At 63.3% G+C, this 24,914-nt stretch carries 24 protein-coding genes and 1 pseudogene; 23 read left to right on the forward strand and 2 right to left on the reverse strand.

Going from position 1 to position 24,914, the window contains the following annotated elements:
* Window positions 1-289, reverse strand: a 289-nt coding sequence (locus Tam10B_RS12300; RefSeq protein WP_456297857.1) for an IS1/IS1595 family N-terminal zinc-binding domain-containing protein, incomplete at its 3' end; no start/stop codon positions are given.
* Window positions 290-646: 357 nt separating this feature from the next.
* Between Tam10B_RS12300 and Tam10B_RS12305 the strand changes: the two genes are divergently transcribed.
* Window positions 647-1,252: a M23 family metallopeptidase gene (locus tag Tam10B_RS12305; protein ID WP_093961532.1), complete on the forward strand. Its 606-nt coding sequence runs from the start codon at window positions 647-649 to the stop codon at window positions 1,250-1,252.
* 131 nt (window positions 1,253-1,383) lie between these two features.
* On the opposite strand, the gene Tam10B_RS12310 is transcribed toward Tam10B_RS12305, so the two are convergent.
* Window positions 1,384-2,508: a GuaB3 family IMP dehydrogenase-related protein gene (locus tag Tam10B_RS12310; RefSeq protein WP_093961533.1), complete on the reverse strand. Its 1,125-nt coding sequence runs from the start codon at window positions 2,506-2,508 to the stop codon at window positions 1,384-1,386.
* Between the two features lie 150 nt (window positions 2,509-2,658).
* Here Tam10B_RS12310 and Tam10B_RS12315 point away from each other — a divergent pair, with 150 nt between their 5' ends.
* The 22 genes and pseudogenes from Tam10B_RS12315 to Tam10B_RS13655 form a co-directional block, all read left to right on the forward strand.
* Window positions 2,659-3,873 carry an NADP-dependent isocitrate dehydrogenase gene (locus tag Tam10B_RS12315; RefSeq protein WP_093961534.1) on the forward strand — a complete coding sequence of 405 codons (1,215 nt, stop codon included), beginning with the start codon at window positions 2,659-2,661 and terminating at the stop codon, window positions 3,871-3,873.
* Between the two features lie 151 nt (window positions 3,874-4,024).
* On the forward strand, window positions 4,025-5,518 hold the full coding sequence (locus Tam10B_RS12320; RefSeq protein ID WP_093961535.1) for a substrate-binding domain-containing protein: 1,494 nt from the start codon (window positions 4,025-4,027) through the stop codon (window positions 5,516-5,518).
* Window positions 5,519-5,749: 231 nt separating this feature from the next.
* Window positions 5,750-6,250 (forward strand): hypothetical protein, encoded by a 501-nt coding sequence (locus Tam10B_RS12325; protein WP_093961536.1) that lies wholly within the window; start codon window positions 5,750-5,752, stop codon window positions 6,248-6,250.
* Window positions 6,251-6,328: 78 nt separating this feature from the next.
* Window positions 6,329-8,386 carry an AMP-dependent synthetase/ligase gene (locus Tam10B_RS12330; RefSeq protein WP_093961537.1) on the forward strand — a complete coding sequence of 686 codons (2,058 nt, stop codon included), beginning with the start codon at window positions 6,329-6,331 and terminating at the stop codon, window positions 8,384-8,386.
* 6 nt (window positions 8,387-8,392) lie between these two features.
* The gene (gene def, locus Tam10B_RS12335; protein ID WP_093961538.1) at window positions 8,393-8,872 is read left to right on the forward strand and encodes a peptide deformylase; all 480 of its coding nucleotides are present in this window, start codon (window positions 8,393-8,395) and stop codon (window positions 8,870-8,872) included.
* A 206-nt stretch (window positions 8,873-9,078) separates the two neighbouring features.
* Window positions 9,079-9,903 (forward strand): 30S ribosomal protein S2, encoded by an 825-nt coding sequence (gene rpsB / locus Tam10B_RS12340; RefSeq protein WP_093961539.1) that lies wholly within the window; start codon window positions 9,079-9,081, stop codon window positions 9,901-9,903.
* A gap of 98 nt (window positions 9,904-10,001) precedes the next feature.
* Entirely contained in the window at window positions 10,002-10,853 is an 852-nt protein-coding gene (tsf, locus tag Tam10B_RS12345; RefSeq protein WP_093961540.1) for a translation elongation factor Ts, read from the forward strand.
* Between the two features lie 181 nt (window positions 10,854-11,034).
* Window positions 11,035-11,799, forward strand: a complete 765-nt coding sequence (gene pyrH / locus Tam10B_RS12350; protein ID WP_093961541.1) for a UMP kinase — start codon at window positions 11,035-11,037, stop codon at window positions 11,797-11,799.
* Between the two features lie 61 nt (window positions 11,800-11,860).
* Complete coding sequence (frr, locus tag Tam10B_RS12355; RefSeq protein WP_093961542.1) at window positions 11,861-12,415, forward strand: ribosome recycling factor; 555 nt, start codon at window positions 11,861-11,863, stop codon at window positions 12,413-12,415.
* Between the two features lie 19 nt (window positions 12,416-12,434).
* The gene (locus tag Tam10B_RS12360; RefSeq protein ID WP_093961543.1) at window positions 12,435-13,418 is read left to right on the forward strand and encodes a phosphatidate cytidylyltransferase; all 984 of its coding nucleotides are present in this window, start codon (window positions 12,435-12,437) and stop codon (window positions 13,416-13,418) included.
* A 58-nt stretch (window positions 13,419-13,476) separates the two neighbouring features.
* Window positions 13,477-14,676 (forward strand): 23S rRNA (adenine(2503)-C(2))-methyltransferase RlmN, encoded by a 1,200-nt coding sequence (rlmN, locus tag Tam10B_RS12365; protein WP_093961544.1) that lies wholly within the window; start codon window positions 13,477-13,479, stop codon window positions 14,674-14,676.
* A 127-nt stretch (window positions 14,677-14,803) separates the two neighbouring features.
* Complete coding sequence (gene hisF, locus Tam10B_RS12370) at window positions 14,804-15,574, forward strand: imidazole glycerol phosphate synthase subunit HisF (protein ID WP_093961545.1); 771 nt, start codon at window positions 14,804-14,806, stop codon at window positions 15,572-15,574.
* 89 nt (window positions 15,575-15,663) lie between these two features.
* Entirely contained in the window at window positions 15,664-16,086 is a 423-nt protein-coding gene (hisI, locus tag Tam10B_RS12375) for a phosphoribosyl-AMP cyclohydrolase (protein ID WP_093961553.1), read from the forward strand.
* On the forward strand, window positions 16,083-17,648 hold the full coding sequence (locus tag Tam10B_RS12380; protein WP_093961546.1) for an anthranilate synthase component I: 1,566 nt from the start codon (window positions 16,083-16,085) through the stop codon (window positions 17,646-17,648). Before hisI ends, Tam10B_RS12380 begins: the two co-directional genes overlap by 4 nt.
* 74 nt (window positions 17,649-17,722) lie before the next feature.
* Window positions 17,723-19,810: a bifunctional indole-3-glycerol phosphate synthase/tryptophan synthase subunit beta gene (locus tag Tam10B_RS12385; protein ID WP_093961547.1), complete on the forward strand. Its 2,088-nt coding sequence runs from the start codon at window positions 17,723-17,725 to the stop codon at window positions 19,808-19,810.
* A gap of 35 nt (window positions 19,811-19,845) precedes the next feature.
* Window positions 19,846-20,715: a tryptophan synthase subunit alpha gene (gene trpA, locus Tam10B_RS12390; RefSeq protein ID WP_093961548.1), complete on the forward strand. Its 870-nt coding sequence runs from the start codon at window positions 19,846-19,848 to the stop codon at window positions 20,713-20,715.
* Window positions 20,716-20,810: 95 nt separating this feature from the next.
* Window positions 20,811-21,743: a prolipoprotein diacylglyceryl transferase gene (gene lgt / locus Tam10B_RS12395; protein ID WP_093961549.1), complete on the forward strand. Its 933-nt coding sequence runs from the start codon at window positions 20,811-20,813 to the stop codon at window positions 21,741-21,743.
* Window positions 21,744-21,812: 69 nt separating this feature from the next.
* Window positions 21,813-22,478 carry a ribulose-phosphate 3-epimerase gene (gene rpe / locus Tam10B_RS12400; RefSeq protein WP_093961550.1) on the forward strand — a complete coding sequence of 222 codons (666 nt, stop codon included), beginning with the start codon at window positions 21,813-21,815 and terminating at the stop codon, window positions 22,476-22,478.
* 82 nt (window positions 22,479-22,560) lie between these two features.
* On the forward strand, window positions 22,561-22,824 hold the full coding sequence (locus Tam10B_RS12405) for a phosphoribosyl-ATP diphosphatase (RefSeq protein ID WP_093961551.1): 264 nt from the start codon (window positions 22,561-22,563) through the stop codon (window positions 22,822-22,824).
* 53 nt (window positions 22,825-22,877) lie between these two features.
* Window positions 22,878-23,729: an ATP phosphoribosyltransferase gene (gene hisG, locus Tam10B_RS12410; protein WP_093961552.1), complete on the forward strand. Its 852-nt coding sequence runs from the start codon at window positions 22,878-22,880 to the stop codon at window positions 23,727-23,729.
* A gap of 11 nt (window positions 23,730-23,740) precedes the next feature.
* The gene (locus Tam10B_RS12415; RefSeq protein ID WP_093961554.1) at window positions 23,741-24,382 is read left to right on the forward strand and encodes a CDP-alcohol phosphatidyltransferase family protein; all 642 of its coding nucleotides are present in this window, start codon (window positions 23,741-23,743) and stop codon (window positions 24,380-24,382) included.
* Window positions 24,383-24,629: 247 nt separating this feature from the next.
* Window positions 24,630-24,914: pseudogene (locus Tam10B_RS13655) on the forward strand (hypothetical protein); the annotation flags it as partial.

Here is a 24,914-nt window from a genome sequence, read left to right on the forward strand (position 1 = left end):
CATGCACCACGCGGTGGACCTCGTCCACCAGCGGCACCGGGGGCCACAGGCTCCACATGAGCCCGCACCTGCGACGAAGCGTACGGGCCGGCAGACGGTGCTCGGCCTGCGACTGTTTCGAGAACAGCCAATCCAAACCGGACCGCAGATCACGGGCACCGTTGTCACGTGACTGAGTGTGTGAACTGCCGCATTCCGCGTTCCGGCACCGCCACCTGATCCGTCCCGCGCTCGTCCTTCCATTCCGCTTCATCGACTCGCCGCACACGGCGCAACTGGGTGTGTTCATCCACCCAATCTGCCACGCCAACTCAAAAGCCGCTCAACCCTTGTTCCACAAGGCCTTACGACCTATTCCAGACACACATTCCGGCCGACCTCAAGTTCCCCGCCCACACAACTCAAACAAGAGAAACACCAATCATCCCAAGGCCTGACAAGCCAAAACAGACACACATTCTGGCCTATAACCCTATATCCGCGCTTTTTCCCATATATTCAGGCACTCTCTCGATTTATCGTCGTGGCCGATGGGCTTGTCTGACGAGGAGGGTCCATTCGACCACATTGTCTGTTGGCTCTGGACTCTCTGGACCAACCCCGGTTTTCTTGATGGCAAAGATGCTGATCAACAAGGAGGCCTGGTATGAATCGTGATGACGAACGTCGCCGTATACTGCTGCGGCGACTGCTGCAGGGGAGCGCTCGAGAGCGTCAACGACGACGCAGAAACCTTGCCACCATATTGTTGTTTATCATGATGACGTCCATGGGATTCGTCGCTTTTCCATACGGGAGCATTGATACCGCGTATGCGGCAGCGGGTTGCGGGCGTGGATTCGACTGGCCGGTGCAGACGAAGAATCCGGCGATTCTGAAAAAGTTCGACAACCCATCGAAGCCATGGCTTGCCGGGCACCGTGGCATTGATCTGCAAGCCGCGTCGGGAACGGAACTGATGACGCCATCTTCCGGAACGCTGCTGTTCGCGGGACAGGTTGCCGGCAAGAACGTGCTGACCATCGATCATGGGAACGGGGTCTCGACCACATATGAGCCGGCCGTGGCGACAGTGCCGACCGGTACGACATTGCGCAGAGGAGAACGCTTCGGCCGAGTCGAGGGACATTCGGACCATTGTGATGGTCGGTGCCTTCATTGGGGGATGCGTCGGGGAAAACAGCAGTATCAGGATCCCGTGCATGCGGTCAGACCTCAGCGCATCGCGTTGAAACCCGTCGAGGACGGCTAATCCTCGAAAACCATTTCATGAGATCGGCGGGTATCCCCGGGCGACGACATGCAATAAAAGAAGCGGTTGTGTCACACGATGATGTGCGACACAACCGCTTCCCGAATATGTCAGCGAACGAGCCTTACGGTTCAGAGCTGTTCGTAGGGCGTCACTACGACGCCGCAGCGCTGGAATTCCTTGACGTCGATGTATCCGGTGTAGGCCATTGCACGACGAAGCGCACCGATGTAGTTCATCGTGCCGTCGGTACGATTGCTCGGCCCGAACAGGATCTGGTTCATATCACCGACCGTGCCGACATGGTAGCGGCAGCCACGGGGCAATTCGGCATGACGGGCCTCGGCACCCCAATGCTCGCCATGGCCGGGCGCTTCGACGGCGCGGGCCAGCGGAACACCCAGCATGACGGCGTCGGCGCCAAGCGCGAAGGACTTGACGAAATTGCCGGAGTTGCCCATGCCGCCATCGGCGATCACGTGCACGTAACGGCCGCCGGACTCGTCCATGTAGTCACGACGTGCCGCGGCCACATCGGCGATGGCGGTGGCCATCGGGGCATGCATGCCGATCGTGGTTCGCATGGTGGAGACGGCGCCACCGCCGATACCCACCAGCACGCCGGCCGCGCCTGTGCGCATCAGGTGCAGGGCCGCCTGATAGGTGGCGGCGCCGCCGACGATCACCGGCACGTCGAGTTCGTAAATGAACTTCTTCAGATTCAGAGGCTCGTGAGTACGGGAGACGTGTTCTGCGGAGACCGAAGTGCCGCGAATGACGAACAGGTCGACTCCGGCATCGATGACCGTGGAGTAGAACTCCTGCGTGCGCTGCGGAGTCAGGGCGCCGGCCACGGTGACTCCGGCCTCACGGATCTCGTGCAGACGCTGCGTGATCAGATCCGCGCGGATCGGGGCGGTGTACAGCTGCTGCATGCGGGTGGTGCTCTCCTCGGCGGGAGCCTCGGCGATCTCCTTGAGCAGCGGTTCGGGATCGTCGTATCGAGTCCACAGACCCTCAAGATCGAGCACTCCCAGACCACCGAGCTTACCAAGCTCGATCACGGTCTTCGGGCTCATCACGGAGTCCATCGGGGCGCCGATGACCGGAATGTCGAACTCATAGGCGTCGACCTGCCAGGAGGTGGAAACATCCTCGGGATCACGGGTTCGGCGAGAGGGAACGATGGCGACATCATCCAGCGAATAGCACATGCGGCCGGACTTGCCCAGGCCGATTTCAGTCTCTTGAGTCATGCATTCTAGGCTAATGCGGCGTAGCGACGGAAAAGCGCGAATCTCACGTTTTATGGACGTTTCCGACGAACGAAACATGAATCCTGTATGAAGGACACTGTCATTGTGACCATATCAATGATCGTGCCTTGAGTAAAAGGAGCAACGTTCATGGCGAAAATCAAAGTCGAAGGCAAAGTCGTCGAACTTGACGGCGACGAGATGACCCGCGTCATCTGGAAGGACATCAAGAACCGTCTGATTCTGCCGTATCTTGACGTCGATCTCGACTACTACGACCTCGGCATCGAAAATCGCGACGCCACCGATGACCAGGTGACCATCGACGCGGCCAAGGCCATCCAGCGCGAGCACGTGGGCGTCAAATGCGCCACCATCACGCCTGACGAGGCCCGCGTGGAGGAATTCGGCCTCAAGAAGATGTGGAAGTCTCCCAACGGCACGATCCGCAACATTCTCGGTGGCACCATCTTCCGCGAGCCGATCGTCATCTCCAACATTCCCAGGCTCGTTCCCGGCTGGACCAAGCCGATCGTCGTCGCCCGCCACGCGTTCGGCGACCAGTACAAGGCAACGGACTTCCGAGTCCCCGGCGAAGGCCGACTGACCATCACCTTCACCCCGTCGGACGGCAGCGAGCCGATCGAACACGTCGTCTTCGACTACCCCGGTTCCGGCGTGGCCCAGGTCCAGTACAACCTCGACGAATCCATCAAGGGCTTCGCCCGCGCCTGCTTCAACTACGGCCTGCTGCGCCACTACCCGGTGTACCTGAGCACCAAGAACACCATTCTGAAAGCCTACGACGGACGCTTCAAGGACCTGTTCGCCGAAATCTACGAAACCGAATACAAGGAGCGCTACGAGCAGGAGGGCCTGACCTACGAGCACCGTCTGATCGACGACATGGTCGCCAGCTCGCTCAAATGGCACGGCGGATACGTGTGGGCGTGCAAGAACTACGACGGTGACGTCCAGTCCGACACCGTGGCCCAAGGCTTCGGCTCCCTCGGCCTCATGACCTCCGTGCTCATGACCCCCGACGGGCAGACCGTCGAAGCGGAAGCCGCCCACGGCACCGTCACCCGCCACTACCGCCGCTGGCAGAAGGGCGAGAAGACCTCCACCAACCCGATCGCATCGATCTACGCATGGACTGGCGGCCTCAAGCACCGTGCCAAGCTCGACGGCACCCCCGAAGTCGCGCACTTCGCCGAAACCCTGGAACACGTCATCGTCTCGACCGTGGAATCCGGACGCATGACCAAGGATCTCGCCCTCCTCATCGGACCCGACCAGCCCTGGCTCGACACCGAAGGATTCATGGACGCACTCGACGAGGAACTCGCCAAGGCGCTCGCCTGACACTGACCACCACACTTCCATCGAATGCCGGTCGACACGCAACGTCGGCCGGCATTCGCTGTTCCGCGTCGGGAAAATGCCCTAAAATGCCCATAGCCAACTTTGACAGACACGGGACGGACCCGGGCCTCCTAGCGAAGGAAGTGATGTTGTGCGCGGAAGGAACGATTGGGGCGCGAAGATCATCGCGCTGCTGACCGGAACGGCAATGCTATGGACTCTCGCGGCCTGCGGCCAGCAGCAACCCGAGCCCACACCGTCCACCAGCACATCCCAATCGTCAACCGACGTCGGACAGGCCGCCATCCTCCTACCCAACGACGGCATCACCCTCTCGCAGAGCACCCCGCTGAACAAGTGGACCAAACTCAGCTCTGCACTCGAAACCGCCCTCGACAACGACGGATTCGACGACAAGGACGTCACCACAGTCAAATCCAAGACACTCGAAGACCAGACCAAGGCCGTCACCGACTACATCGACGGCCACGACGACTCCCGCCCGGCCACCATCATCATCGCCCCCGTCGCCCAGCCTGACGACATCACCAGACAATACGGCGACTATGTGGCACAGGCACTGACGACCACCGCCGACGACACCGATCAGGACTCCACGGCAAAGACCCAGGCCGCCGACCTCGCCGAAGCCCTCACCAAGGCCCACGACACGGGAATCCACGTGATCCTGGTGTCCAACACCCTTGACGGATACACCCCGGACGCCTACGTCAACATGTCCACCATACGGGAAATCGCCCACACCCAGGCCACCCTTCTGGCAGACAAGCTCGTCCTGTCCAAAGCCACCAAGGACAACCCCAAGAACATCGAAATCCTCCTCCCCTCAAACGGCGACGACAACGCAGACCGAGAAGCCTTCGCCGGCATATGGGAAGTCCTCGGGCCCTACTTCGCGTCCGGCGCGGCAACCAGCCCATCGGGACTCCTCAACACCACCAGCGACGAAAACAGCTGGAATCAGGTCACATTCACCGGAACCGACAAGGACTCGGCAAAAGCCGCGCTCGCCAGCCGGCTAAAGGCCGACGACGCCAACGTCCACCTGCCCATCGACGGTGTCCTTGCCATGAACGATCTCGTCGCATCCGGCGCCACCAGCGCGCTCGCCGATCTTGGATACGAGGGCACGGCCGCCGACATCAATCCGAAGATCACGATCGGCGGCATCGTCGACAACATCGCCGGCAACAAGGATCTGAAGAAGGACAAGGTCCCGGAACCGCAGAAGGTGGCACCGGAAGCGGAGGAGAATCCGGACACGGATTCCGCAGACTCATCCGAGGGGCAGCAGTCCGCCGTGGTCGATGACCCCGCGTGGCCCATCGTGACGGGGTACGGCGCCTATCCGTCGAATCTGAGCGCCGTGGTCAACGGCCAGCAGTGGAGTACCGGTCTGGAGCGTCGCGACGACTATGCGACGTCCATCGCCACGGCGAGCGCTGCGCTCAATGCCGGCAGGAAACTCAGTTCGGTCAAGGCGCTGTCCCTTTCGGGAACCACCGAGATGAACGGTGCACAGGTGCCGACCATCCATCTGTCGTTGCAGAACGTGTCGGCGAGCAATCTCAAGAGCGCGCTGATCGATGCCGGATATGTCAGCGCAGCCGATGCCGGTCTCTGATCGCAACATCACTGAACATCATGTTGACCTGTGATTTGTCGGGCGTCGCCGAGCGTGTCGGCGGCCCCGAAATGTGATCTTGCGGACAAAGCGCCAAAATATGCGGGAATTTATCCACATTTCATGAGGCGCGAGTTGACCGCGACGGGTAAAAGGGGGCAATCTATGGGACGAAGGGGGACAACACGGGCAGTTCGTCCGTGACCGAGACCCCTCCAGAGAGGACCGAACATGAAGGGCAAAGAACCTGATTCGGCTGCGGGATCCAATTCGAACTTCAACGAAGAAGACATGGCGCTTTCGTTCATCGTGCCGAACTTCTATGGCGAGAACGCCGAGGGCGGCGTCCGCATGAGGGTGAGTCGGCTGGTGCCGAAGGATATCGGTGTTCAGGAGAGTATGGATCTCGCCGTCAAGGCATGCCGTCTGGCGTGTCTGGGAGCCGACGTCATTCGCGGTCGTCTTCCCGGACGCATGCTGGAACGTTTTGTATCCGACGACAGTCTTGACCGCATCATGTACTTCTCCCAGCTGATTCAGGGCGACAAGCATGAGGGGCCGCTGCATCGGCACATGCCCTCGGTTCCCACCTACCTGTTCGGCACGGTGGTCAATCATGACTGCTTCGACGCATGCGTCGGACTGTCGGTGGGATACGACGACTACCGGGTGAGCCTGGTCCTGCGGCGCAAGGGCGGCCGCTGGCTGTGCACGGTGCTGGACTTCGGCTGATCCGTCATTCGCTTCCGTCGGTTCTTCCCCCGCTGGGGATGCGGCGCTCTCGCCGGTGATGAAGCTATGATGGTGCCTATGCTGCGTGAATATTCGGTGGATGTCATTCATCCCACCACGGAAAAGGACACGATCTATTCGCTGCTCGCCCATAGGGTCGAACGGGATTCCGACGATCTCATCGCCCAATGGCAAGACGAGTCACGACGGTGGCACGACGTCAGGGCGGGGGAGATGCTGGATGCGGTTCGAGGGGTGGCCAAGGGCCTCATGGGGCTCGGTGTCCATCCCGGGGACCGCATCGTGATCTACTCGCCCACCTGCTATCAGTGGGGGGTCGTCGATTTCGCGTGTGCGGCCATCGGCGTGGTGAGCGTGCCGATCTACGAAACCGACTCCGCCAAGCAGGCGGCGAACATCATCGAGGATGTGGAACCCAAGATCGCCTTCGCCGGCGATCACGAACATGCGCAGACGCTGGAGCTGATCCGCAAGGACCATGACTCGCTGGGATACGTATTCAACTTCAAGGCCGATGGCGTGGCGGCGATCTCCGATTTCGGCAAGTCGGTGGATGACGCCGAACTCGACGAGGCCATCGATCGTGTCAAGGCCGACGACCTCGCCACGATCGTCTACACGTCCGGGTCCACCGGAAAGCCGAAGGGGGCGATGCTGTCGCACCGCAACTTCACCCATACCGTGCTCAACGGCTATGAAGTGCTCAACGACATGCTCTACCAGCCCAGCAGACTCCTGCTGTTCCTGCCGCTGGCCCACTGCTTCGCCAGATACATCCAGTACGTGGCGATCGGCTCCCATGGCGTGGTCGGATACATCCCCGGCGCCAAGCATCTTCTCTCGGACCTGCGCGGATTCAAACCCACCTATCTGCTCGGCGTGCCCCGAGTCTTCGAAAAGGTGTACAACGCCGCGTCGCAGAAGGCCGGCACCGGCATGAGCGGCCGCATCTTCGCCAAGGCCGTCGACCACTTTGTTCAGTGGTCGAAGCAGGAGCAGGAGAATGGCCGGCACTCGGCCATCGAACGGATTCGTCACGCGTTCTACATGAAGACGGTGGGATCCTCGATCCGTTCCGCGCTTGGACCGAACCTCAAGTATCTGGCGTGCGGCGGAGCCCCGTTGAACACCGATCTGGCGCACTTCTTCAACGGTTTCGACGGCATCACGTTCATTCAGGGCTACGGCATGACCGAGACCGCCGCACCCTGCATGGTGAACTTCCAGGACGCGAACGAAATCGGTTCGGTCGGTCTGCCGGGGTGCATGGAGGTGAAGCTGGCCGATGACGACGAACTCATGATCCGAGGCGCCAGCGTGTTCCTGGGATACTACCATCAGCCCGAGCTCACCGCCGAGGTGCTGCAGCCAGATGGCTGGCTGCACACCGGCGATCTCGCCCGCATCGACGACCGTGGATTCACCTTCATCACCGGTCGCAAGAAGGACATCATCATCACCGCTGGCGGCAAGAACGTCTCCCCGGCCCCGCTGGAGGACACCATCGCCACATGCCCGATCGTGTCCCACGCCGTAGTGGTGGGCGACGGCCGTCCGTTCATCTCCGCGCTCATCGCGCTGGACCCGGACATGCTCGCCTCCTGGATGGAGGCGCAGGGACTCGACGCTTCCATGAGCGCGGAGGAGATCTCCGACAGTGACGCCGTACGCGCGTTCGTGCAGCAGTATGTGGATCAGGCGAACGCCACGGTGTCCCGAGCGGAGTCCGTGCGCAAGTTCGTCATCCTCGACCGCGACTTCAATCAGGAGGACGGCACGCTTACCCCGAGCATGAAGGTCGTCCGACCCGCGGTGCTCAAGCGATACGCCGATGTGATCGACAAGGTGCTGTATGCGCCGAAGGCCGGGACCCGTCCCCAGTCGACCGCCTCCGCCCAGTTCCTCGAGAAGGTGCAGGAGAGCGCGCTGCCACGCATCAAGGAGGCCGGAGAGCGCCTTGAACCGATGCTCGACCAGGCGAAGAGCATGGGCGACTCCCTGAATGCCGTGTCGAAGCGCCTCAAGGCACTCGATGAGGATGCGGATGCTCCGGCGGGGGAGTCCGGTACTCTTGATGGTGGCGAAAACGCCGACAAGACAAGTGACAAGGAGTAATGCCCCGTGGCTATCAGGCAGATCAGAGTGGTTCCCGACCCGGTCCTCCGCACCCCGTGCGATGAGATCACGACCATCACTCCGGCGATCGAACGGCTGGTGACGGACCTGCTGCAGACCGTGGACGATCCCGGACGCGCGGGCCTGTCCGCCAACCAGATCGGTGTGAGCCTGCGTGCGTTCTCGTACAACATCGAAGGCAAGATCGGCTACGTGCTCAATCCGGTGCTTGAGGAGACGAGCGGCGAGCAGTACGGAGACGAGGGGTGCCTGTCGGTTCCCGGCCTGTGGTACAAGACCCGTCGCGCCGACTACGCCCGGGTCACCGGCATCGATCTCGACGGCAAGCGCGTGGTGCTTGAGGGCAAGGGGCTGATGGGTCGAATGCTGCAGCACGAGTGCGACCATCTCGACGGCCATGTCTACCTTGATCGTCTGGAAAAGGAGGAACGTCGGGAGGCCTTGCGTCTCATGCGTTCCAGGTGACACCCCAGCGTGTCTCATGATACAATCGTGACTTGCGTGCCATTTTGGTCCTTCGTGTAGTCGCAGATGCGAACGACCACCCCTGATATTCCCTAACCGGCACGCGAATACGCGCCATGTCGGCGACGGCCTGTGTCGGTCGGCTCCCGTTGGGAGTTGCACGCAGGCGCGCATGGCCAGGAAAGAACCGACAAGAAAGGTAAATCATGGCACAGATCACCATGAGCCAGATGCTCAAGGCTGGCGTTCACTTCGGACACCAGACCCGCCGTTGGAACCCCAAGATGAAGCAGTACATCCTGATGGAGCGCAACGGCATCCACATCATCGATCTGTTCAAGTCCCTCGATCTGATCGACAAGGCCTACGACTTCATCAAGCAGACCGTTGCCCACAACGGCACCGTGCTGTTCGTCGGCACCAAGAAGCAGGCTGCCGAGGCGATCAGCGCCCAGGCCACCCGCGTCAACATGCCGTACGTCTCCGAGCGTTGGCTCGGCGGTATGCTCACCAACTTCCAGACCGTGAGCACCCGCGTGGCCCGCATGAAGGAGCTCGAGGAGATGGACTTCTCCGACGTCCACTCCTCCGGTCTGACCAAGAAGGAGCTCCTGCTCCTCGAGCGCGAGAAGGACAAGCTGGTCAAGCAGCTGGGCGGTATCCGCAACATGAACCGCACCCCCTCCGCTCTGTTCGTGGTCGACATCAACAAGGAGTCCCTGGCCGTCGAGGAAGCGCACAAGCTGCACATCCCCGTGGTCGCCCTGGTCGACACCAACACCGATCCCGATCTCGTGGACTACCCGATCCCGGCCAACGATGACGCCATCCGCGCCGTCGAGCTGCTCACCTCCCTGATGGCCGACGCCGTGGCCGACGGTCTGCTGGAGCGCTCCGGCAAGGCCGGCGCCAAGGCCGACGGCAAGGCCGACGCTCAGCCGATGGCCGAGTGGGAGACCGAGCTGCTGAAGAAGGAGGGCGCCGAGGAGGCTCCCGCCGCCGAGGCCGCCGAGGAATCCAAGGCCGAGTGACCTGACTTCAGCCGTCCGCCGAAAAGGGGACGGCTGATGTTTATGATGGTAGAGACCGTGATAACACGGTCGCCTATGTACTGAGGAGACAACAAGCTATGGCAAAGATCACTGCCGCTCTCATCAAGCAGGTTCGTGAAGACACCGGTGCCGGCATGATGGACGTCAAGAAGGCTCTTACCGAGGCTGAAGGTGACGTCGCCCGCGCCAAGGAAATCATCCGCGCCAAGGGCATTCAGGCCGCCGGCAAGCGCGAGGGCCGCAAGGCCCAGGAAGGCACCATCGCCTCCACCGTGGTCGATTCCGCCAACGGCCAGGTCGGCTACGCCGCCGAGCTCAACTCCGAGACCGACTTCGTGGCCAAGACCCCGAAGTTCGTGGAGTTCGCCGACAGCATTCTCGCCGACGCCGTCAAGGCCGAGGCCGCCGACGCCGAAGCGGTGCTGGCCGCCCCCGCCGAGGATGGCACCGTCAAGGAGGCCATCGAGGAGGCCGCCGCCCTGTTCGGCGAGCACGTCAAGCTCGGCCAGTTCGCCAAGCTCGAAGGCCCGCACGTGGAGATCTACGCCCACAAGAAGTCCGCTGAGATGCCGCCGAGCATCGTCGCCATGATCGCCACCGATGAGGCCGGCGCCGCCGTGGCTCACGAGGCCGCCCTGCAGATCTCCGCCATGGACGCCAAGTGGCTGACCCGCGAGGACGTCCCGGCCGACATCGTCGAGTCCGAGCGTCGCGTGGCCACCGAGAAGTCCCTGGCCGAGGGCAAGCCCGAGAAGATCGTGCCGAAGATCGTCGAAGGCCGTCTCAATGCCTTCTTCAAGGAGAACGTGCTGCTGGAGCAGCAGTTCGTCAAGGATCCGTCCAAGACCGTCGGTGACCTGTTCAAGCAGGCCGGTGGCCAGGCTCTGGCCTTCGCCCGTCTCGAGGTCGGCAAGGGCGCGGAGGCCTGATCCTTCGCACGCGACAACATCGCGGCCGTCGGACGCCGGTGACCCATCGGTGTCCGCCCGGTGAATGAAAGGACGATTCCGTCTTGTACGGGATCGTCCTTTTTTCGTGGTGTCGGTACCAGTGATGTCAGCGTTCGCGGTTACGATTGAATACGGTTTTTGCACAGACGAAAGGTGTGGTATGTCTGACAACTGTACCCATGACACGCACAGCTGCGGTCAGAATGGACGCAGGGTTCTTCTCAAGCTTTCCGGCGAGGCGTTCGGCGGTGGCCATGTGGGCATCGATCCCAAGGTGGTCCGTCGCATCGCGTCCGAGATCGCCGCGGCCGTCCGACAGGGCGTGCAGGTGGCGATCGTCGTGGGCGGCGGCAACTTCTTCCGTGGCGCCCAGCTGCAGCAGGCCGGCATCGACCGCTCCCGCGGCGACTACATGGGTATGCTCGGCACGGTGATGAACTGCCTCGCGCTGCAGGACTTTCTGGAGCAGGAGGGACAGGCCACTCGAGTCCAGTCCGCGATCCATATGACGCAGGTCGCCGAGCCCTACATCCCGCTGAAGGCTATTCGCCATCTCGAGAAGGGCCGTGTGGTGATCTTCGGTGCCGGCGCCGGCATGCCGTACTTCTCCACCGATACCGTGTCCATCCAGCGTGCTTTGGAGATCCATTGCGATGAGGTGCTGATGGGCAAGAACGGCGTGGACGGCGTGTACACCGCGGATCCGAACAAGGATCCCGAAGCCCGGATGTTCACCAAGCTCAGCTACAACCGCGCGCTTGTCGACAATCTGGCCGTGATGGACGCCTCGGCGCTGTCCATGGCCAGGGACAACTCCCTGAACATCCGCGTGTTCGGACTCGAGGGCATTGGCAACGTCACCGCGGCACTCACCGGCGAGCCTCTGGGAACACTGGTCGGCGAGGTCGACTCCGAGACGAAGTAGTCGGCGTTCCATAAAGATTTCAATTGTACGCCGATGGCGTACCGGCAATAAGGAGACAACAATGGCAACCATCGTTGATCAGGCGACCACGCAGATGGGCAGGACCGTCGAGTCCACCAAGGAGAACTTCGCGGGCATTCGCACCGGCCGTGCCAACCCGGCGCTGCTCAACGGCATCGTGGTGGACTACTATGGCGCCCCGACCCCGCTCAAGCAGATGGCGACCATCGGCGTTCCCGAGCCCCGCACCCTTGCCATCACCCCGTTCGACGTGTCTCAGGCGTCCGCCGTCGAGAAGGCGCTGCGCGATTCCGATCTTGGCGTGAACCCGAACCGCGACGGCAACGTGATCCGCGTCACCCTGCCCGAGCTGACCGAGGACCGCCGCAAGGAGTACGTCAAGCTCGCCAAGGGCAAGGCCGAGGACGGCAAGGTCGCCATTCGCAACATCCGCCGCAAGGCCAAGGAGTCCATCGAGGCCGCGGTCAAGGACGGCGACATGGGCGAGGACGAAGGCAACCGTCTGCAGAAGGAGCTCGACAAGGCGACCAAGAAGGTCACCGACGAGATCGATGCCCTGTTCGCCGCCAAGGAAAAGGAAATCCTCGAGGTCTGATCGGCTCGACACCGCTGCAATGAGCACATCCAAACGCAAGGAAGAGGCCGAGGAGGCCATCGACTCCATCAACAAGCGCACCGGCAGGAACATGCCGCAGGCCATCGGCACGGGGGCACTGCTCGTCGTGCTGATTCTCGCCAGCCTGTTGATCAACGTCGATGTCTTCGTCGGCCTCGTCGTCGTCTTCATGATTCTGGCCCTGTGGGAGCTTCGCGTGGACTTCGCGACGGTGGGCATTCGCATCCCGGTGCTGACGCTGTGGCTGGCGTCCGCCGTGACGCTGGTCTCCACCTACGCGTTTCCCAACCATATCGCCGCGATGTCGGCAACCGTCTCCATGGCCTTGGCCGTCGTGGCGCTCACGGCATCCACCCGACTGAGCATGGTGGGGCGCCGCGTGTCCATGGCGGTCGCGTCGAAGCTGTCGAATGCCGACGCGCAGATGCGTGAGTTCTCGTCATTCAACGTCGATGCGGAATCCCATCGGGTCGCGCGTCTGACGAATGTGAGCGTATCGCTGTTCACCATGATGTACGTGCCGTTCCTGGCGTGCTTCATCATCCTGCCGCTGACGTGGGCGCACCCGGTGGCCCACGCGTTCTTCCTGGTGTTCGTCCCCTCGCTGGGCGATATCGGAGGTCTCGTGTTCGGCGCTTGGCTGGGCAGGCACAAGCTGTCCCCGCGCATCTCCCCGAAGAAGTCCGTGGAGGGTCTGCTTGGATCCATTCTGTTCTGCTTCCTCGGATCCCTGGTCATCTTCCTGGTCACCTACGATCAGACGGTCTGGTCGAGCCGCTGGTGGGTGACTGTGCTGCTCGGCGTGCTGGTCGGCGTGGTGGGCACGTTCGGCGACCTGTGCGCGTCCATGCTCAAGCGTGATCTCGGCATCAAGGACATGGGGCACCTGCTCAAGGGGCATGGCGGCGTGCTCGACCGCGTCGACTCCATTCTCATGGCCGCGCCGTTCATCTGCATCACGTTGGCCGCGACCGGCCTGTGATAGGATGTCCGATCGGTAAAAACGCACATAGGCGATATCGAGGCGAATAGGGGAGAGCATGAACGAGGAGATCGAAACCGGCATCACTTCCGGTGGCGCCGAAGGCGCATTCAAGGACATTCTGTCCAAGGAGCACGCGCGACGTGGCAAGCCGCCCGTGCACTTCGCGGACATGACCCCGCAGGAACGCGTCGAGACCGCTAAGAAGCTCGGTCTGCCGAAGTTCCGCGTCAAGCAGCTCGCCAACCACTATTTCGCGCATTTCGATGTCAACGCGGAGGAGTTCACCGATTTCCCGGCGGCCAAGCGGGCCGAGGCCGCCGAGACGTTCTTCCCCACGCTGATCACGCCGATGCTGCAGCAGAAGGCCGATCAGGGCATGACGGTCAAGACCCTGTGGAGTCTGTTCGACGGCTCCCGGATCGAATCCGTGCTCATGCGATACCCCAACCGCGCCACCCTGTGCATCTCCAGCCAGGTGGGCTGCGGCATGGGCTGCCCGTTCTGCGCGACGGGCAAGCTGGGGCTCACCCGCAACATGTCCGCCGGCGAGATCCTCGAACAGGTGCGTGTCGCCGCGGCGCAGATGCGTGACGGCGAGATCGCCGGCGGCCCGGGGCGTCTGANCGCCGGCGGCCCGGGGCGTCTGAGCAACGTGGTCTTCATGGGCATGGGCGAGCCCATGGGCAACTATCGTTCCGTTCTGTCCGCGGTCCGTCAGATCAGTGCGCCGGCACCCGACGGATTCGGCATCTCCGCCCGCAACATCACCGTATCCACCGTGGGAGTGGTCCCCGGCATCAGGAAACTGGCGGCCGAAGGTCTTCCCGTACGTCTGGCGGTCTCGCTGCACGCGCCCAACGACAAGCTTCGCGACGAGCTCGTGCCGATGAACCGCCGGTTCAACACCACGCAGGTGCTCGATGCGGCGCACGACTACTATCTGGCGACCAAGCGCAGGGTGAGCATCGAATACGCGCTGATGCGGGGCATCAACGATCAGGCCATCCACGCCAGACAGCTCGCGAACCGACTCAACCACTACGGCGACGACTGGGCCCACGTCAACCCGATCCCGTTGAATCCGATCGAGGGATCCAAATGGACGGCCTCCGACCCGGAGGACGAGCGCACCTTCCTCGACATCCTGCACCGTGCCGGCATCACGGCCACGCTGCGCGACACCCGAGGCTCCGACATCGACGGCGCATGCGGACAGCTTGCCGCCAAGACCATGGAGCGGCACGCCCGATCCTAGCGCGACGACGCGCATCATCACGGCGGTTTCACCATGTGGGCATGAGCCCGGTGAAACCGCCGAACCGTCTGAGAGTGACGTTAACCTGTTGCCCAGTGCACACGATTACGAGCGCAAAGGGGTAAGCATGTCGCTTGCGGTGAGAGTCATTCCATGTCTTGATGTGGATGCCGGACGCGTGGTCAAGGGCGTCCATTTCGAAAATCTGCGGGATGCCGGTGACCCGGTCGAACTCGCCGCGGAATACTACCGGCAGGGCGCCGACGAGCTCACGTTCCTCGATGTGACGGCGTCCAGCTCCCACCGGCAGACGATGTACGACGTGGTGCGCCGCACCGCCGAGGAGCTCTTCATCCCACTCACCGTGGGCGGCGGCGTACGCACGGTCGACGATGTCGACATGCTGCTGCGCTGCGGTGCGGACAAGGTCGGCGTCAACACGGCCGCCATCAACAACCCGCAGATGATCAGCGACGTCTCCACCCGTTTCGGCCGCCAGGTGCTCGTCCTGTCGGTGGACGCCCGACGCGAGCGCGGCGAACGACACACCAAGTCCGGATTCGAGGTGACCACGATGGGCGGTCGCAAATCCACGGGCATCGACGCCCTGTGGTGGGTCAAACGGGCCGAGGAGCTCGGCGCCGGCGAGATCCTGCTCAACTCCATGGACGCCGACGGCACGCAGAACGGCTTCGATCTCGAGATGATCGAAAAGGTCCGTAACGAGGTATCCATCCCGATCATCGCCAGCGGCGGCGCAGGCAAGGCCGAGGACTTTCCGCCGGCGATCAAGGCCGGCGCCGACGCGGTACTCGCCGCATCGGTCTTCCACTTCGGACAGATCACCATCGGCGACGTCAAGAAGGAACTCGCCGCCCACGGCTACGAAGTCCGATAACGACCATGATGCGCGACGACAACCGTCGCGCATCATGCGATAAACGTACGACACGACAATTGACACGACCAATGACAGCACAGGACAAGATGCAGGAACAGCACAACGACTACGACAACACCACCAGCCTCGACCCCAGGATCGCGGTGCGCCTGAAAAAGGACGCCAAGGGACTGGTGGCCGCGGTGATCCAACAGTATGACACCAGGGAAGTGCTCATGGTGGGCTATATGAACGAGGAGGCGCTGCGCCGCACCCTGACCACGGGACGCGTCACCTTCTGGTCCCGCTCCCGTCAGGAATACTGGCGCAAGGGCGACACCTCCGGACACCGTCAGTACGTCAAGAGCCTCGCCCTCGACTGCGACGGCGACGCCATCCTCGTCGAGGTCGACCAGGTGGGAGCCGCATGCCATACCGGCAAGCGTTCCTGCTTCGAGGAAGGCGGTCAACTGCCCGTCGTCATCGGCGAACGCGATCAGGACGACAACAACGAGGAGGCTCAGGCATGAGCGAGAACACCAACAGCGTGAAGAACCTGCACTGGGGACAGACCTGGCCCGACCGCGACACCTTCCACCGGCTCGCCGGCGAAGGCTACCGCGTCATCCCCGTGGTCCGCCGTCTGCTCGCCGACTCGCTGACCCCCGTCGGCTTCTACGAGCGTCTCGCCGCGGGACGAAGCGGCACCTTCATCCTCGAATCCGCCGAATACGGCGGATCCTGGAGCCGCTACTCCTTCATCGGCGTCAACTCCATCGCACAGCTGCGCTCCAACGAGGGGCAGGCCGACTGGCTCGGCACCGTTCCGCTCGGCGTCCCCACCGAGGGCGATGTGCTCGACGTGGCCCACGCCACCCTCCGACTGCTCACCTCACCCAGGATCGAGGGACTGCCCAGCCTGACCAGCGGCCTCGTCGGCAGCGTCGGCTGGGATGCGATCCGACACTGGGAGCCCACGCTGCGCGCCCAGGCGCCCGACGAGACCGGCCAGCCCGAAACCGTGCTCGCGCTCGCCACCGACATGGCCGTCGTCGACCACGTCAACGGATCCGTCTGGCTCATCGCCAACGCCGTGAACTTCGACGACCAGCCCACCCGCGAGAGCGAAGCCTACGACGACGCCGTACGCCGTCTCGAACGCATGCAGCGGGACGCCGCCACCCCCACGGCCAACGAATCCAAGGTCAACATCCTCGACCCGACCGTCCCCCAGCCCGAACTGCGCTTCCGCACCGCCAAGAGCGACTACGAGCATGCCGTCGAGACCGCCAAACAGCACATCATCGACGGCGACGTTTTCCAGGTCGTCATCTCCCAGCGACTCGACATCGACTCGCCGGCCGACCCCTTCGATGTCTACCGCGTACTGCGCACACTCAACCCCAGCCCCTACATGTACTTCTTCGCCCTGACCGACGCCCAGGGACGCGACTTCAACGTCATCGGCTCCAGCCCCGAGACCCTCATCAAGGTCGACGAAGGCCACGCCATGACCTTCCCCATCGCCGGATCCCGCCCCCGCGGAGCCACGCCCGAGGAAGACGCCCGACTCGCCCGCGAACTACTCGAGGACCCCAAGGAACGCAGCGAGCACATCATGCTCGTCGACCTCGCCCGCAACGACCTGTCCCGGGTCTGCGAGCCCAGCAGCGTGGAGGTCGTCTCCCTCATGGACATCAAACGATTCAGCCACATCATGCACATCTGCTCCACCGTCACCGGCAAGGTCCACAAGGACATGACCGCCTTCGACGTGTTCACCTCAGCCTTCCCCGCAGGCACCCTGTCCGGAGCGCCCAAGCCACGCGCCGTCGAGATCATCGACGAGATCGAACCCGCCGACCGCGGCATCTACGGCGGCACCGTCGGCTACTTCGACTTCTCCGGCAACATGGACATGGCCATCGCCATCCGCACCGCCTTCCTGCGCGACCACGAGGCAAGCGTCCAGGCCGGCGCCGGCATCGTGCTCGACTCCGTGCCCGCCAACGAATGGCAGGAGACCCGCAACAAGGCCGAAGCCTCCGTCGAGGCCGTGCAGATCGCCGCACAGCTCAAAACCGTTAAATAAGACAACCACGCAGCCCCCGGCGCAAACTGTGCTATAAGAAGGGTGACAACAAGCAAGCTCGCTAAAGGAGAACCATGTCGGTATTGGACGAATTGGTGGCGGGCGCACTGGAGGACCAGCAGTCCCGCGAGCGCACCGTATCGCTAGAGGCAGTGAGGAAGGCCGCGCTCGCGGCCCCCGCTCCGATCGATGCGACACGATGGCTCAAGCGCGCCGACGGCATCCCCGTGATCGCCGAGATCAAACGAGCCTCCCCGTCCAAGGGACATCTGAGCGACATCCCCGACCCCGCGGCGCTCGCCCGCGAATACGAACGCGGCGGCGCCAGCGCGATCTCCGTGCTGACCGAAGGCCGACGCTTCCTTGGAAGCCTGGATGATCTCGACAAGGTCCGCGCAGCCGTGCACATTCCCGTGCTGCGCAAGGACTTCATCGTCACCGACTACCAGATCTACGAGGCGCGTGCCCACGGCGCCGACCTGGTGCTTCTCATTGTCGCCGCGCTCGACGACGAGAAGCTGCGTCACCTGCTCGCGCTCGCGCACGATCTGGGCATGACCGTACTGGTGGAGACCCATACCCGTGAGGAGATCGCCCGGGCAGTGGCCGCCGGGGCGAAGGTGATCGGCATCAACGCGCGCAATCTCAAGAACCTCAGGGTGGATGTGCGCAAGTACAACGAGCTGGCCGCCGATCTGCCGGACGACGTGATCCGCGTCGCCGAGTCCGGCGTGTTCGGCGCGGTGGAGGTCGAGGACTACGGGCGTGCCGGCGCCGACGCGGTGCTGGTGGGCGAGGGCGTGGCCACCGCCGACGATCATGAACTTGCAGTGGAACGACTAGTGAAGGCAGGAGCAAGAGTGAAAGCATCCGAAACCACTCCGTTGAGCGAACATCAGGGACCGTACTGGGGGCAGTTCGGCGGCCGTTACGTGCCCGAGGCGCTGATCACCGCGCTGGACGAACTGGAACGCGTGTACGAGGAGGCCAAGGCGGACCCCGAATTCCACAAGGAGTTCATGACGCTGCAGCAGCGGTATGTGGGCCGTCCCAGCCCGCTGACCGAGGCTCCGCGCTTCGCCGCGCTCGTCAGGGAGAAGACCGGGCTCGACGCGCGCATCTTCCTCAAGCGCGAGGACCTGAACCACACCGGCGCCCACAAGATCAACAACGCGCTGGGACAGGCGCTGCTCGTTAAGCGTATGGGCAAGACCCGTGTGATCGCGGAGACCGGCGCCGGCCAGCACGGCGTGGCCACCGCCACCGTGTGCGCGATGCTCGGACTGAAGTGCCGCATCTACATGGGGCAGATCGATGCCCGCCGTCAGGCGCTCAACGTGGCCCGCATGCGCATGCTCGGCGCCGAGGTCGTCGAGGTCACGCTTGGCGACAAGATCCTCAAGGACGCGATCAACGAGGCGCTGCGCGACTGGGTCACCAACGTCAAGGACACGCACTACCTGCTCGGCACCGTGGCGGGACCCCACCCGTTCCCGGCCATGGTCCGCGACTTCCAGAAGATCATCGGCGAGGAGGCCAAGGAGCAGCTGCGCGACTGGTACGGCATCGACCACCCCGACGCGGTGTGCGCGTGCGTGGGCGGCGGATCCAACGCCATCGGCGTGATGAACGCGTTCCTCGACGACGATCGCGTGAACCTGTACGGCTACGAGGCCGGCGGCAACGGACCCGAATCCGGCCGGCACGCCATCCGCTTCGCCCCCGGCACCGGCCAGCTCGGCATGTTCCAGGGCGCCAAGAGCTACCTGCTGGAGACCGACGAGGGCCAGACGCTCGACACCTACTCCATCTCCGCGGGCCTCGACTACGCGTCCGTCGGTCCCGAGCACGCATGGCTCAAGGAGATCGGCCGCGTCAACTACAGCTGGGCCACCGACGAGGAGGCCATGAACGCGTTCCGCGACCTGAGCCAGACCGAGGGCATCATCCCCGCCATCGAATCCTCCCACGCCGTCGCCGGAGCCTACAAGGCCGCCGCCGACCTCAAGGCGAAGGGCTACGACAAGGCCGTCATGATCGTCAACATCTCCGGCCGAGGCGACAAGGACATGGCCACCGCCGGCAAATGGTTCGGCTACCTGACCGACGACCAGGCCGCCGCCCTCGACGTCACCGGCGCCCACGGCAACACCGTCGCCTGAAGACCAGACAAGGTTTAGACAAGGAACGCGAACATATGACTAACGCAGCAACCACACCATCAGGACAGCCCCTGGGCATCAGCCACAAGCCCAGCGCCACCGAAACGATGTTCGACCGGCTCGCCGGCGACAACCGCCCGGCCTTCATCGGCTACCTGCCCTACGGGTTCCCGAACCCCGACGCATCCCTCGACGCGCTGCGCACCATGGTCGAGCACGGCGTCGACGCCGTCGAGATCGGCCTGCCCTACTCCGACCCCGTGATGGACGGCCCCGTCATCCAGGCCGCCAGCCAGATCGCCCTGAACAACGGCGAAAGCATCAACAACGTGTTCAAGGCCGTGGAAACCGTGGCCAACGCCGGCGGCGTCCCCCTGATCATGAGCTACTGGAACCTCATCTACCATTACGGCGTGGAACGCTTCGCCACCGACTTCGAAAACGCCGGCGGCGCCGGACTCATCACCCCCGACCTCATCCCCGACGAGGCAGGGGAGTGGATCGAAGCCTCCGACCGCCACGGACTCGACCGCATCTTCCTCGTCTCCCCGGACTCCTCGGACGAACGACTCGCCGTCGTCTCCCGCAACGCCCGAGGATTCGTCTACGCGGCCTCCCGCATGGGCGTCACCGGCGAACGCGCCACCATCAGCTCCTCACCCGAGCAACTCGTCGAACGCACCCGCAAGGCCGGCGCCAAGCACGTGTGCGTCGGCATCGGCGTGTCCACCGCCGACCAAGCCGCGAAGGTCGGCGCCTACGCCGACGGCGTCATCGTCGGATCCGCACTGGTCCACACCCTGCTCAACGACGACAACAAGACCGCCCGCGACACCCGCGAAGGCCTCGCCCTGCTCGCAGCCAAGGCGGACGAGCTCGCCGAAGGCGTGCGCAACGCCCGATAACCGACACAGCGACACAACACCGTGCGGCGGCCGTGGAAACCCCACGACCGCCGCACACGTATAAGCACCCCAACCAGACAACAGACAGAGGCACGATGAACCTGGCGTATATCCCATCCCCGACCTTCTCCGAATTCCACATCGGACCACTCACCATCCACATGTACGCGATCTGCATCCTCATCGGCATCTGCCTCGCAGTCTGGATCCTGACCACACGGTGGAAACGCTACGGCGGCACCTTCGACCAGGTGCTCGACACCACGCTCGTCGCCGTCCCCAGCGGCCTGATCGGCGCCCGCCTCTACCACTGCGTCACCACCCCCAGCGCATACTTCCCACCCACCGGCAACCCGATCAACATCATCAAGGTCTGGGAGGGCGGCATGGCCATCTTCGGCGGCATCATGTTCGGCGCGCTCGCCGCCTTCCTCTGGTGCCGGCACAAGCGCTACCCGTTCGCGCTGCTCGCCGACGCGCTCGCGCCCGGCCTCATGGTGGCGCAGGCCGTGGGGCGTCTGGGCAACTGGTTCAATCAGGAGCTGTACGGCAAGCCGACCACCCTGCCCTGGGGACTCGCGCTCAACGACGCCGACGCCATCGGCAAGACCCAGGTGTGCTATGACGGCCAGCCGTGCCCGGTGGGCACGCTGTTCCATCCCACGTTCCTGTACGAGATGATCTGGAATCTGGTCGGCGCCACGCTGATCGTGCTGGTCGGACGCCGTCTGGCCGGAACGCTCAGGGCCGGCCAGCAGTTCGCCATGTACCTGATGTGGTACGGTGCGGGCCGTACGTGGATCGAGATGCTGCGCATCAACTATTCGACTATCGTCCTCGGCCTGCGCATCAACGTGTGGACCGCGATTCTGGTGTTCGTCCTCGGTGCCGTGCTGTTCGTCCTGCTGTGGCGGAGGGGAGCGGACAGCGCCGACCTGTCGCGTCGTCTGACGGCCGTCACCGCGGACGAGCGCGAGCGCATGGCCGCCGAACAGGCCGCCGCCGGCGCCGGCAAAAGCGGCCGCTGATGCCAAATATCGAGAAGAAACACCCTGCCGGACGGCCAGTCGTCGTTCAGCATCCTTAGAATGGGCCGTATGACGATTCAAATTGCACCGAGCATTCTGTCCGCTGATTTCTGCAATCTCGAACGCGATCTCAACGCGATCGCCAACGCCGATCTGGTCCACGTCGATGTCATGGACCATCATTTCGTTCCCAACCTCACGCTGGGCGAGCCCATCGTCAAGCGTATCTGCGAGGTAAGCCCGCTGCCGGTCGACGTGCATCTGATGATCGAGGATCCGGACCGTTGGGCCCCCGAGTTCGCCAAGTGCGGCGCCCAGTCCGTGACCTTCCACATGGGCGCCACCCATGCTCCCGTCCGTCTGGCCCGTCAGCTGCGCGACATGGGCTGCAAGGCGTGCTTCGCCGTCCGTCCCGCAGAGCCCGTCGAACCTTTGTTCGATATTCTTGACGAGTTCGACATGATCCTGATCATGACGGTCGAACCCGGCTTCGGCGGCCAGAAGTTCCTCGCCAACCAGATGGCCAAGACCCGCCGCCTGCGCGACGAGATCACCCGCCGTGGTCTCGACACGCACATTCAGGTGGATGGCGGCGTCAGCCGCAGCACCGCGCACATCGTGGCCGAGGCCGGCGCCGACGTGCTCGTGGCCGGCTCCGCCGTGTACGGCGCCGACGACATCGCCGCCGAGATCGACCTGATCCGCTCCAACGCGCAGGCCGCATACCGAGACTGAGCGTCACCCGTCCGGGTGTCGTCCATACGGCCGGCGGACTCCTATGCCGCCGGCCGAAAACCATAAAGGAGAATCCCAAGTTATGAAGACCTTCGATTCCTTGTTCGAGGAGCTCAGCGCCAAGGCCGCATCCAAGGCCGAAGGATCCCTGACCGTCGAGGAACTGGCCAAGGGCACGCACTTCATCGGCAAGAAGCTGGTGGAGGAAGCAGGAGAGAGCTGGATCGCCGCCGAATACGAGGGAGCCGATCGCACCGCCGAGGAACTCAGCCAGCTGCTGTACCACATCCAGGTGATGATGATCGACCGTGGCATCAGCCTCGAGGACGTCTACAAGCACCTGTGATCCTCGCCCACACACGAGTCACCATCGCATCTATATGAAGGAGATCGATTCCAATGCTGAGAATCGCCGTTCCTAACAAGGGAATGCTGTCCGAACCGTCGTGGAACATGCTTCAGGAGGCTGGATACCGACTGCGTTCGAATTCCCGTCAGCTCGTCGTGGAGGACCCGGACAACGGCATCGAACTGTTCTACCTGCGTCCGCTGGACATCGCCGTATACGTCGGCCGTGGCACGGTTGACGTCGGCATCACCGGCCGTGACCTGCTGCTCAACTCCGGCACGGAGGCCGTGGAGACGATGGCACTGGGATACGGTGCCTCCACCTTCCGCTTCGCCGCGCCGAACGAGTCCAGCATCACCACCCTCGCCGACGTCGACGGCAAGCGCGTCGCCAGCTCCTACGACAAGCTGGTCCACGACTACCTCGAAAACCGTGGCATCCACGCCGACATCATCCACCTGGACGGCGCCGTGGAATCCTCGGTCCACCTGGGCGTCGCCGACCTCATCGCCGACGTGGTATCCACCGGAACCACGCTGCGCAACGCCGGCCTGCGCATCTTCGCGGACCCGATCCTCCACTCCGAGGCGATCCTCATCCGCTCCCCGCGCCTCGCCGAAGGCAACGACGAGCTCAAGGTCCTCTCCAGGCGACTCAAGGGCGTACTCACCGCCCACAGCTACGTGCTCATGGACTACGACATCCCCGTCGAAAAGGTCGCCGCGGCCGTGGCCATCACCCCCGGATTCGAATCCCCGACCGTCGCACCCCTCCACGACTCCCAGTGGGCCGCGGTCCGCGTCATGGTGCCCCGCGCACAGGTCAACAAACTCATGGACGACCTCTACGAGGTAGGCGCACGAGCGATCATCGTCACCGCCATCCAGGCGTCCCGAATGTGAACCACGACTCCATGAGCCAACAGCCAACACACACCAATGCGGAGGATGAGGCGTTCAGCCCCGAACCCCAGAACATCATCTGGACCGTGCCGAACGCCATCAGCTTCCTCCGCATCCTATCCATACCCGTCATCGCCGTACTGATCTCCAAACGATACCTCGTATGGTCACTCATCATCCTGGCCATCTCATCGGCATCAGACGGCGTCGACGGCTACATCGCCCGACGATTCAACCAGGTCAGCCGCATCGGACAGATCCTCGACCCCATCGCCGACCGTCTCCTCATCATCTGCTCCATGCTCGCCCTCGGATGGGCCGACATCCTACCATGGTGGCTCCTCATCGCCGTAGGATCACGAGACCTCGTCATGCTGATCGAAGTCCTCATCCTCTCCAACAACGACTACGGCCCACTGCCAGTACACTTCGTCGGCAAAGCAGGAACCGCACTCCTGCTCATGTCCGTACCCGTACTCATCGTCGCCGACCTCGCAGCCACACCATTCTTCATGATCCTGCACTACATCGGCGTCGCCGGCGCCATCTGGGGAGCCGTCCTCTACTGGACCGCAGGCATCATCTACATCACCCAAGGCGCCACACTCCTCAACCACACCACCGCCGAAAGACAACACGCCCATGCCCGGTGACCGCGCCCCCATATCCTACCCGACAGACTCCGGGAATGCGCCAATACACCGCAGATCAGCGCACTCCCGATCAGTCTTCGGCCTCATCAACCGCCACGCCATCCGCGACGACACCCACGTCACAGGACGCTCACGCCGCCGCCGCGTCGTCGACGAATCACTCCACCTCATCGACGACCTCACCAACCGACCCCTCGACCCCCTCTTCGAAGACTCCACACTGGTCGTCCAGGAACAATCACCCGCCATGACCTGGATCACCAAAATCCTCACCTTCATCTTCTGCGTCATCGTCGGCATATCAGGCTGCGTCATCGTCCAGGAACTCCACATGAACACCCGGCAAAAAGTACGCCAGGAACTCGCCAGCCAAGTCGCCACACGCAACGCCGAACAACACCAACTCGAATCCGACGTCGCCACCCAACGCTCACAAATCGACACCCTCACCCAAACCCTCAACACCGGAAACACAAACTCCCAAACCACCAAAGACGCCACCGAGCCGGAAGCCACCCTGGTCACCGCCGCC

The organism is Bifidobacterium vansinderenii, from assembly GCF_002234915.1.
GTDB lineage: Bacteria > Actinomycetota > Actinomycetes > Actinomycetales > Bifidobacteriaceae > Galliscardovia > Galliscardovia vansinderenii.

Excerpts from the sequence above, each read along its gene's own strand:
- Tam10B_RS12315 (WP_093961534.1), top strand. The coding sequence starts at position 2,659 with ATGGCGAAAATCAAAGTCGAAGGCAAAGTCGTCGAACTTGACGGCGAC.
- lgt (WP_093961549.1), top strand. The coding sequence starts at position 20,811 with ATGAACCTGGCGTATATCCCATCCCCGACCTTCTCCGAATTCCACATC.
- Tam10B_RS12360 (WP_093961543.1), top strand. The coding sequence starts at position 12,435 with ATGAGCACATCCAAACGCAAGGAAGAGGCCGAGGAGGCCATCGACTCC.
- hisF (WP_093961545.1), top strand. The coding sequence starts at position 14,804 with ATGTCGCTTGCGGTGAGAGTCATTCCATGTCTTGATGTGGATGCCGGA.
- Tam10B_RS12405 (WP_093961551.1), top strand. The coding sequence starts at position 22,561 with ATGAAGACCTTCGATTCCTTGTTCGAGGAGCTCAGCGCCAAGGCCGCA.
- Tam10B_RS12415 (WP_093961554.1), top strand. The coding sequence starts at position 23,741 with ATGAGCCAACAGCCAACACACACCAATGCGGAGGATGAGGCGTTCAGC.
- trpA (WP_093961548.1), top strand. The coding sequence starts at position 19,846 with ATGACTAACGCAGCAACCACACCATCAGGACAGCCCCTGGGCATCAGC.
- Tam10B_RS12385 (WP_093961547.1), top strand. The coding sequence starts at position 17,723 with ATGTCGGTATTGGACGAATTGGTGGCGGGCGCACTGGAGGACCAGCAG.
- hisI (WP_093961553.1), top strand. The coding sequence starts at position 15,664 with ATGCAGGAACAGCACAACGACTACGACAACACCACCAGCCTCGACCCC.
- tsf (WP_093961540.1), top strand. The coding sequence starts at position 10,002 with ATGGCAAAGATCACTGCCGCTCTCATCAAGCAGGTTCGTGAAGACACC.
- rpe (WP_093961550.1), top strand. The coding sequence starts at position 21,813 with ATGACGATTCAAATTGCACCGAGCATTCTGTCCGCTGATTTCTGCAAT.
- Tam10B_RS12330 (WP_093961537.1), top strand. The coding sequence starts at position 6,329 with ATGCTGCGTGAATATTCGGTGGATGTCATTCATCCCACCACGGAAAAG.
- Tam10B_RS12325 (WP_093961536.1), top strand. The coding sequence starts at position 5,750 with ATGAAGGGCAAAGAACCTGATTCGGCTGCGGGATCCAATTCGAACTTC.
- Tam10B_RS12310 (WP_093961533.1), bottom strand. The coding sequence starts at position 2,508 with ATGACTCAAGAGACTGAAATCGGCCTGGGCAAGTCCGGCCGCATGTGC.
- frr (WP_093961542.1), top strand. The coding sequence starts at position 11,861 with ATGGCAACCATCGTTGATCAGGCGACCACGCAGATGGGCAGGACCGTC.
- Tam10B_RS12305 (WP_093961532.1), top strand. The coding sequence starts at position 647 with ATGAATCGTGATGACGAACGTCGCCGTATACTGCTGCGGCGACTGCTG.
- pyrH (WP_093961541.1), top strand. The coding sequence starts at position 11,035 with ATGTCTGACAACTGTACCCATGACACGCACAGCTGCGGTCAGAATGGA.
- hisG (WP_093961552.1), top strand. The coding sequence starts at position 22,878 with ATGCTGAGAATCGCCGTTCCTAACAAGGGAATGCTGTCCGAACCGTCG.
- rpsB (WP_093961539.1), top strand. The coding sequence starts at position 9,079 with ATGGCACAGATCACCATGAGCCAGATGCTCAAGGCTGGCGTTCACTTC.
- Tam10B_RS12380 (WP_093961546.1), top strand. The coding sequence starts at position 16,083 with ATGAGCGAGAACACCAACAGCGTGAAGAACCTGCACTGGGGACAGACC.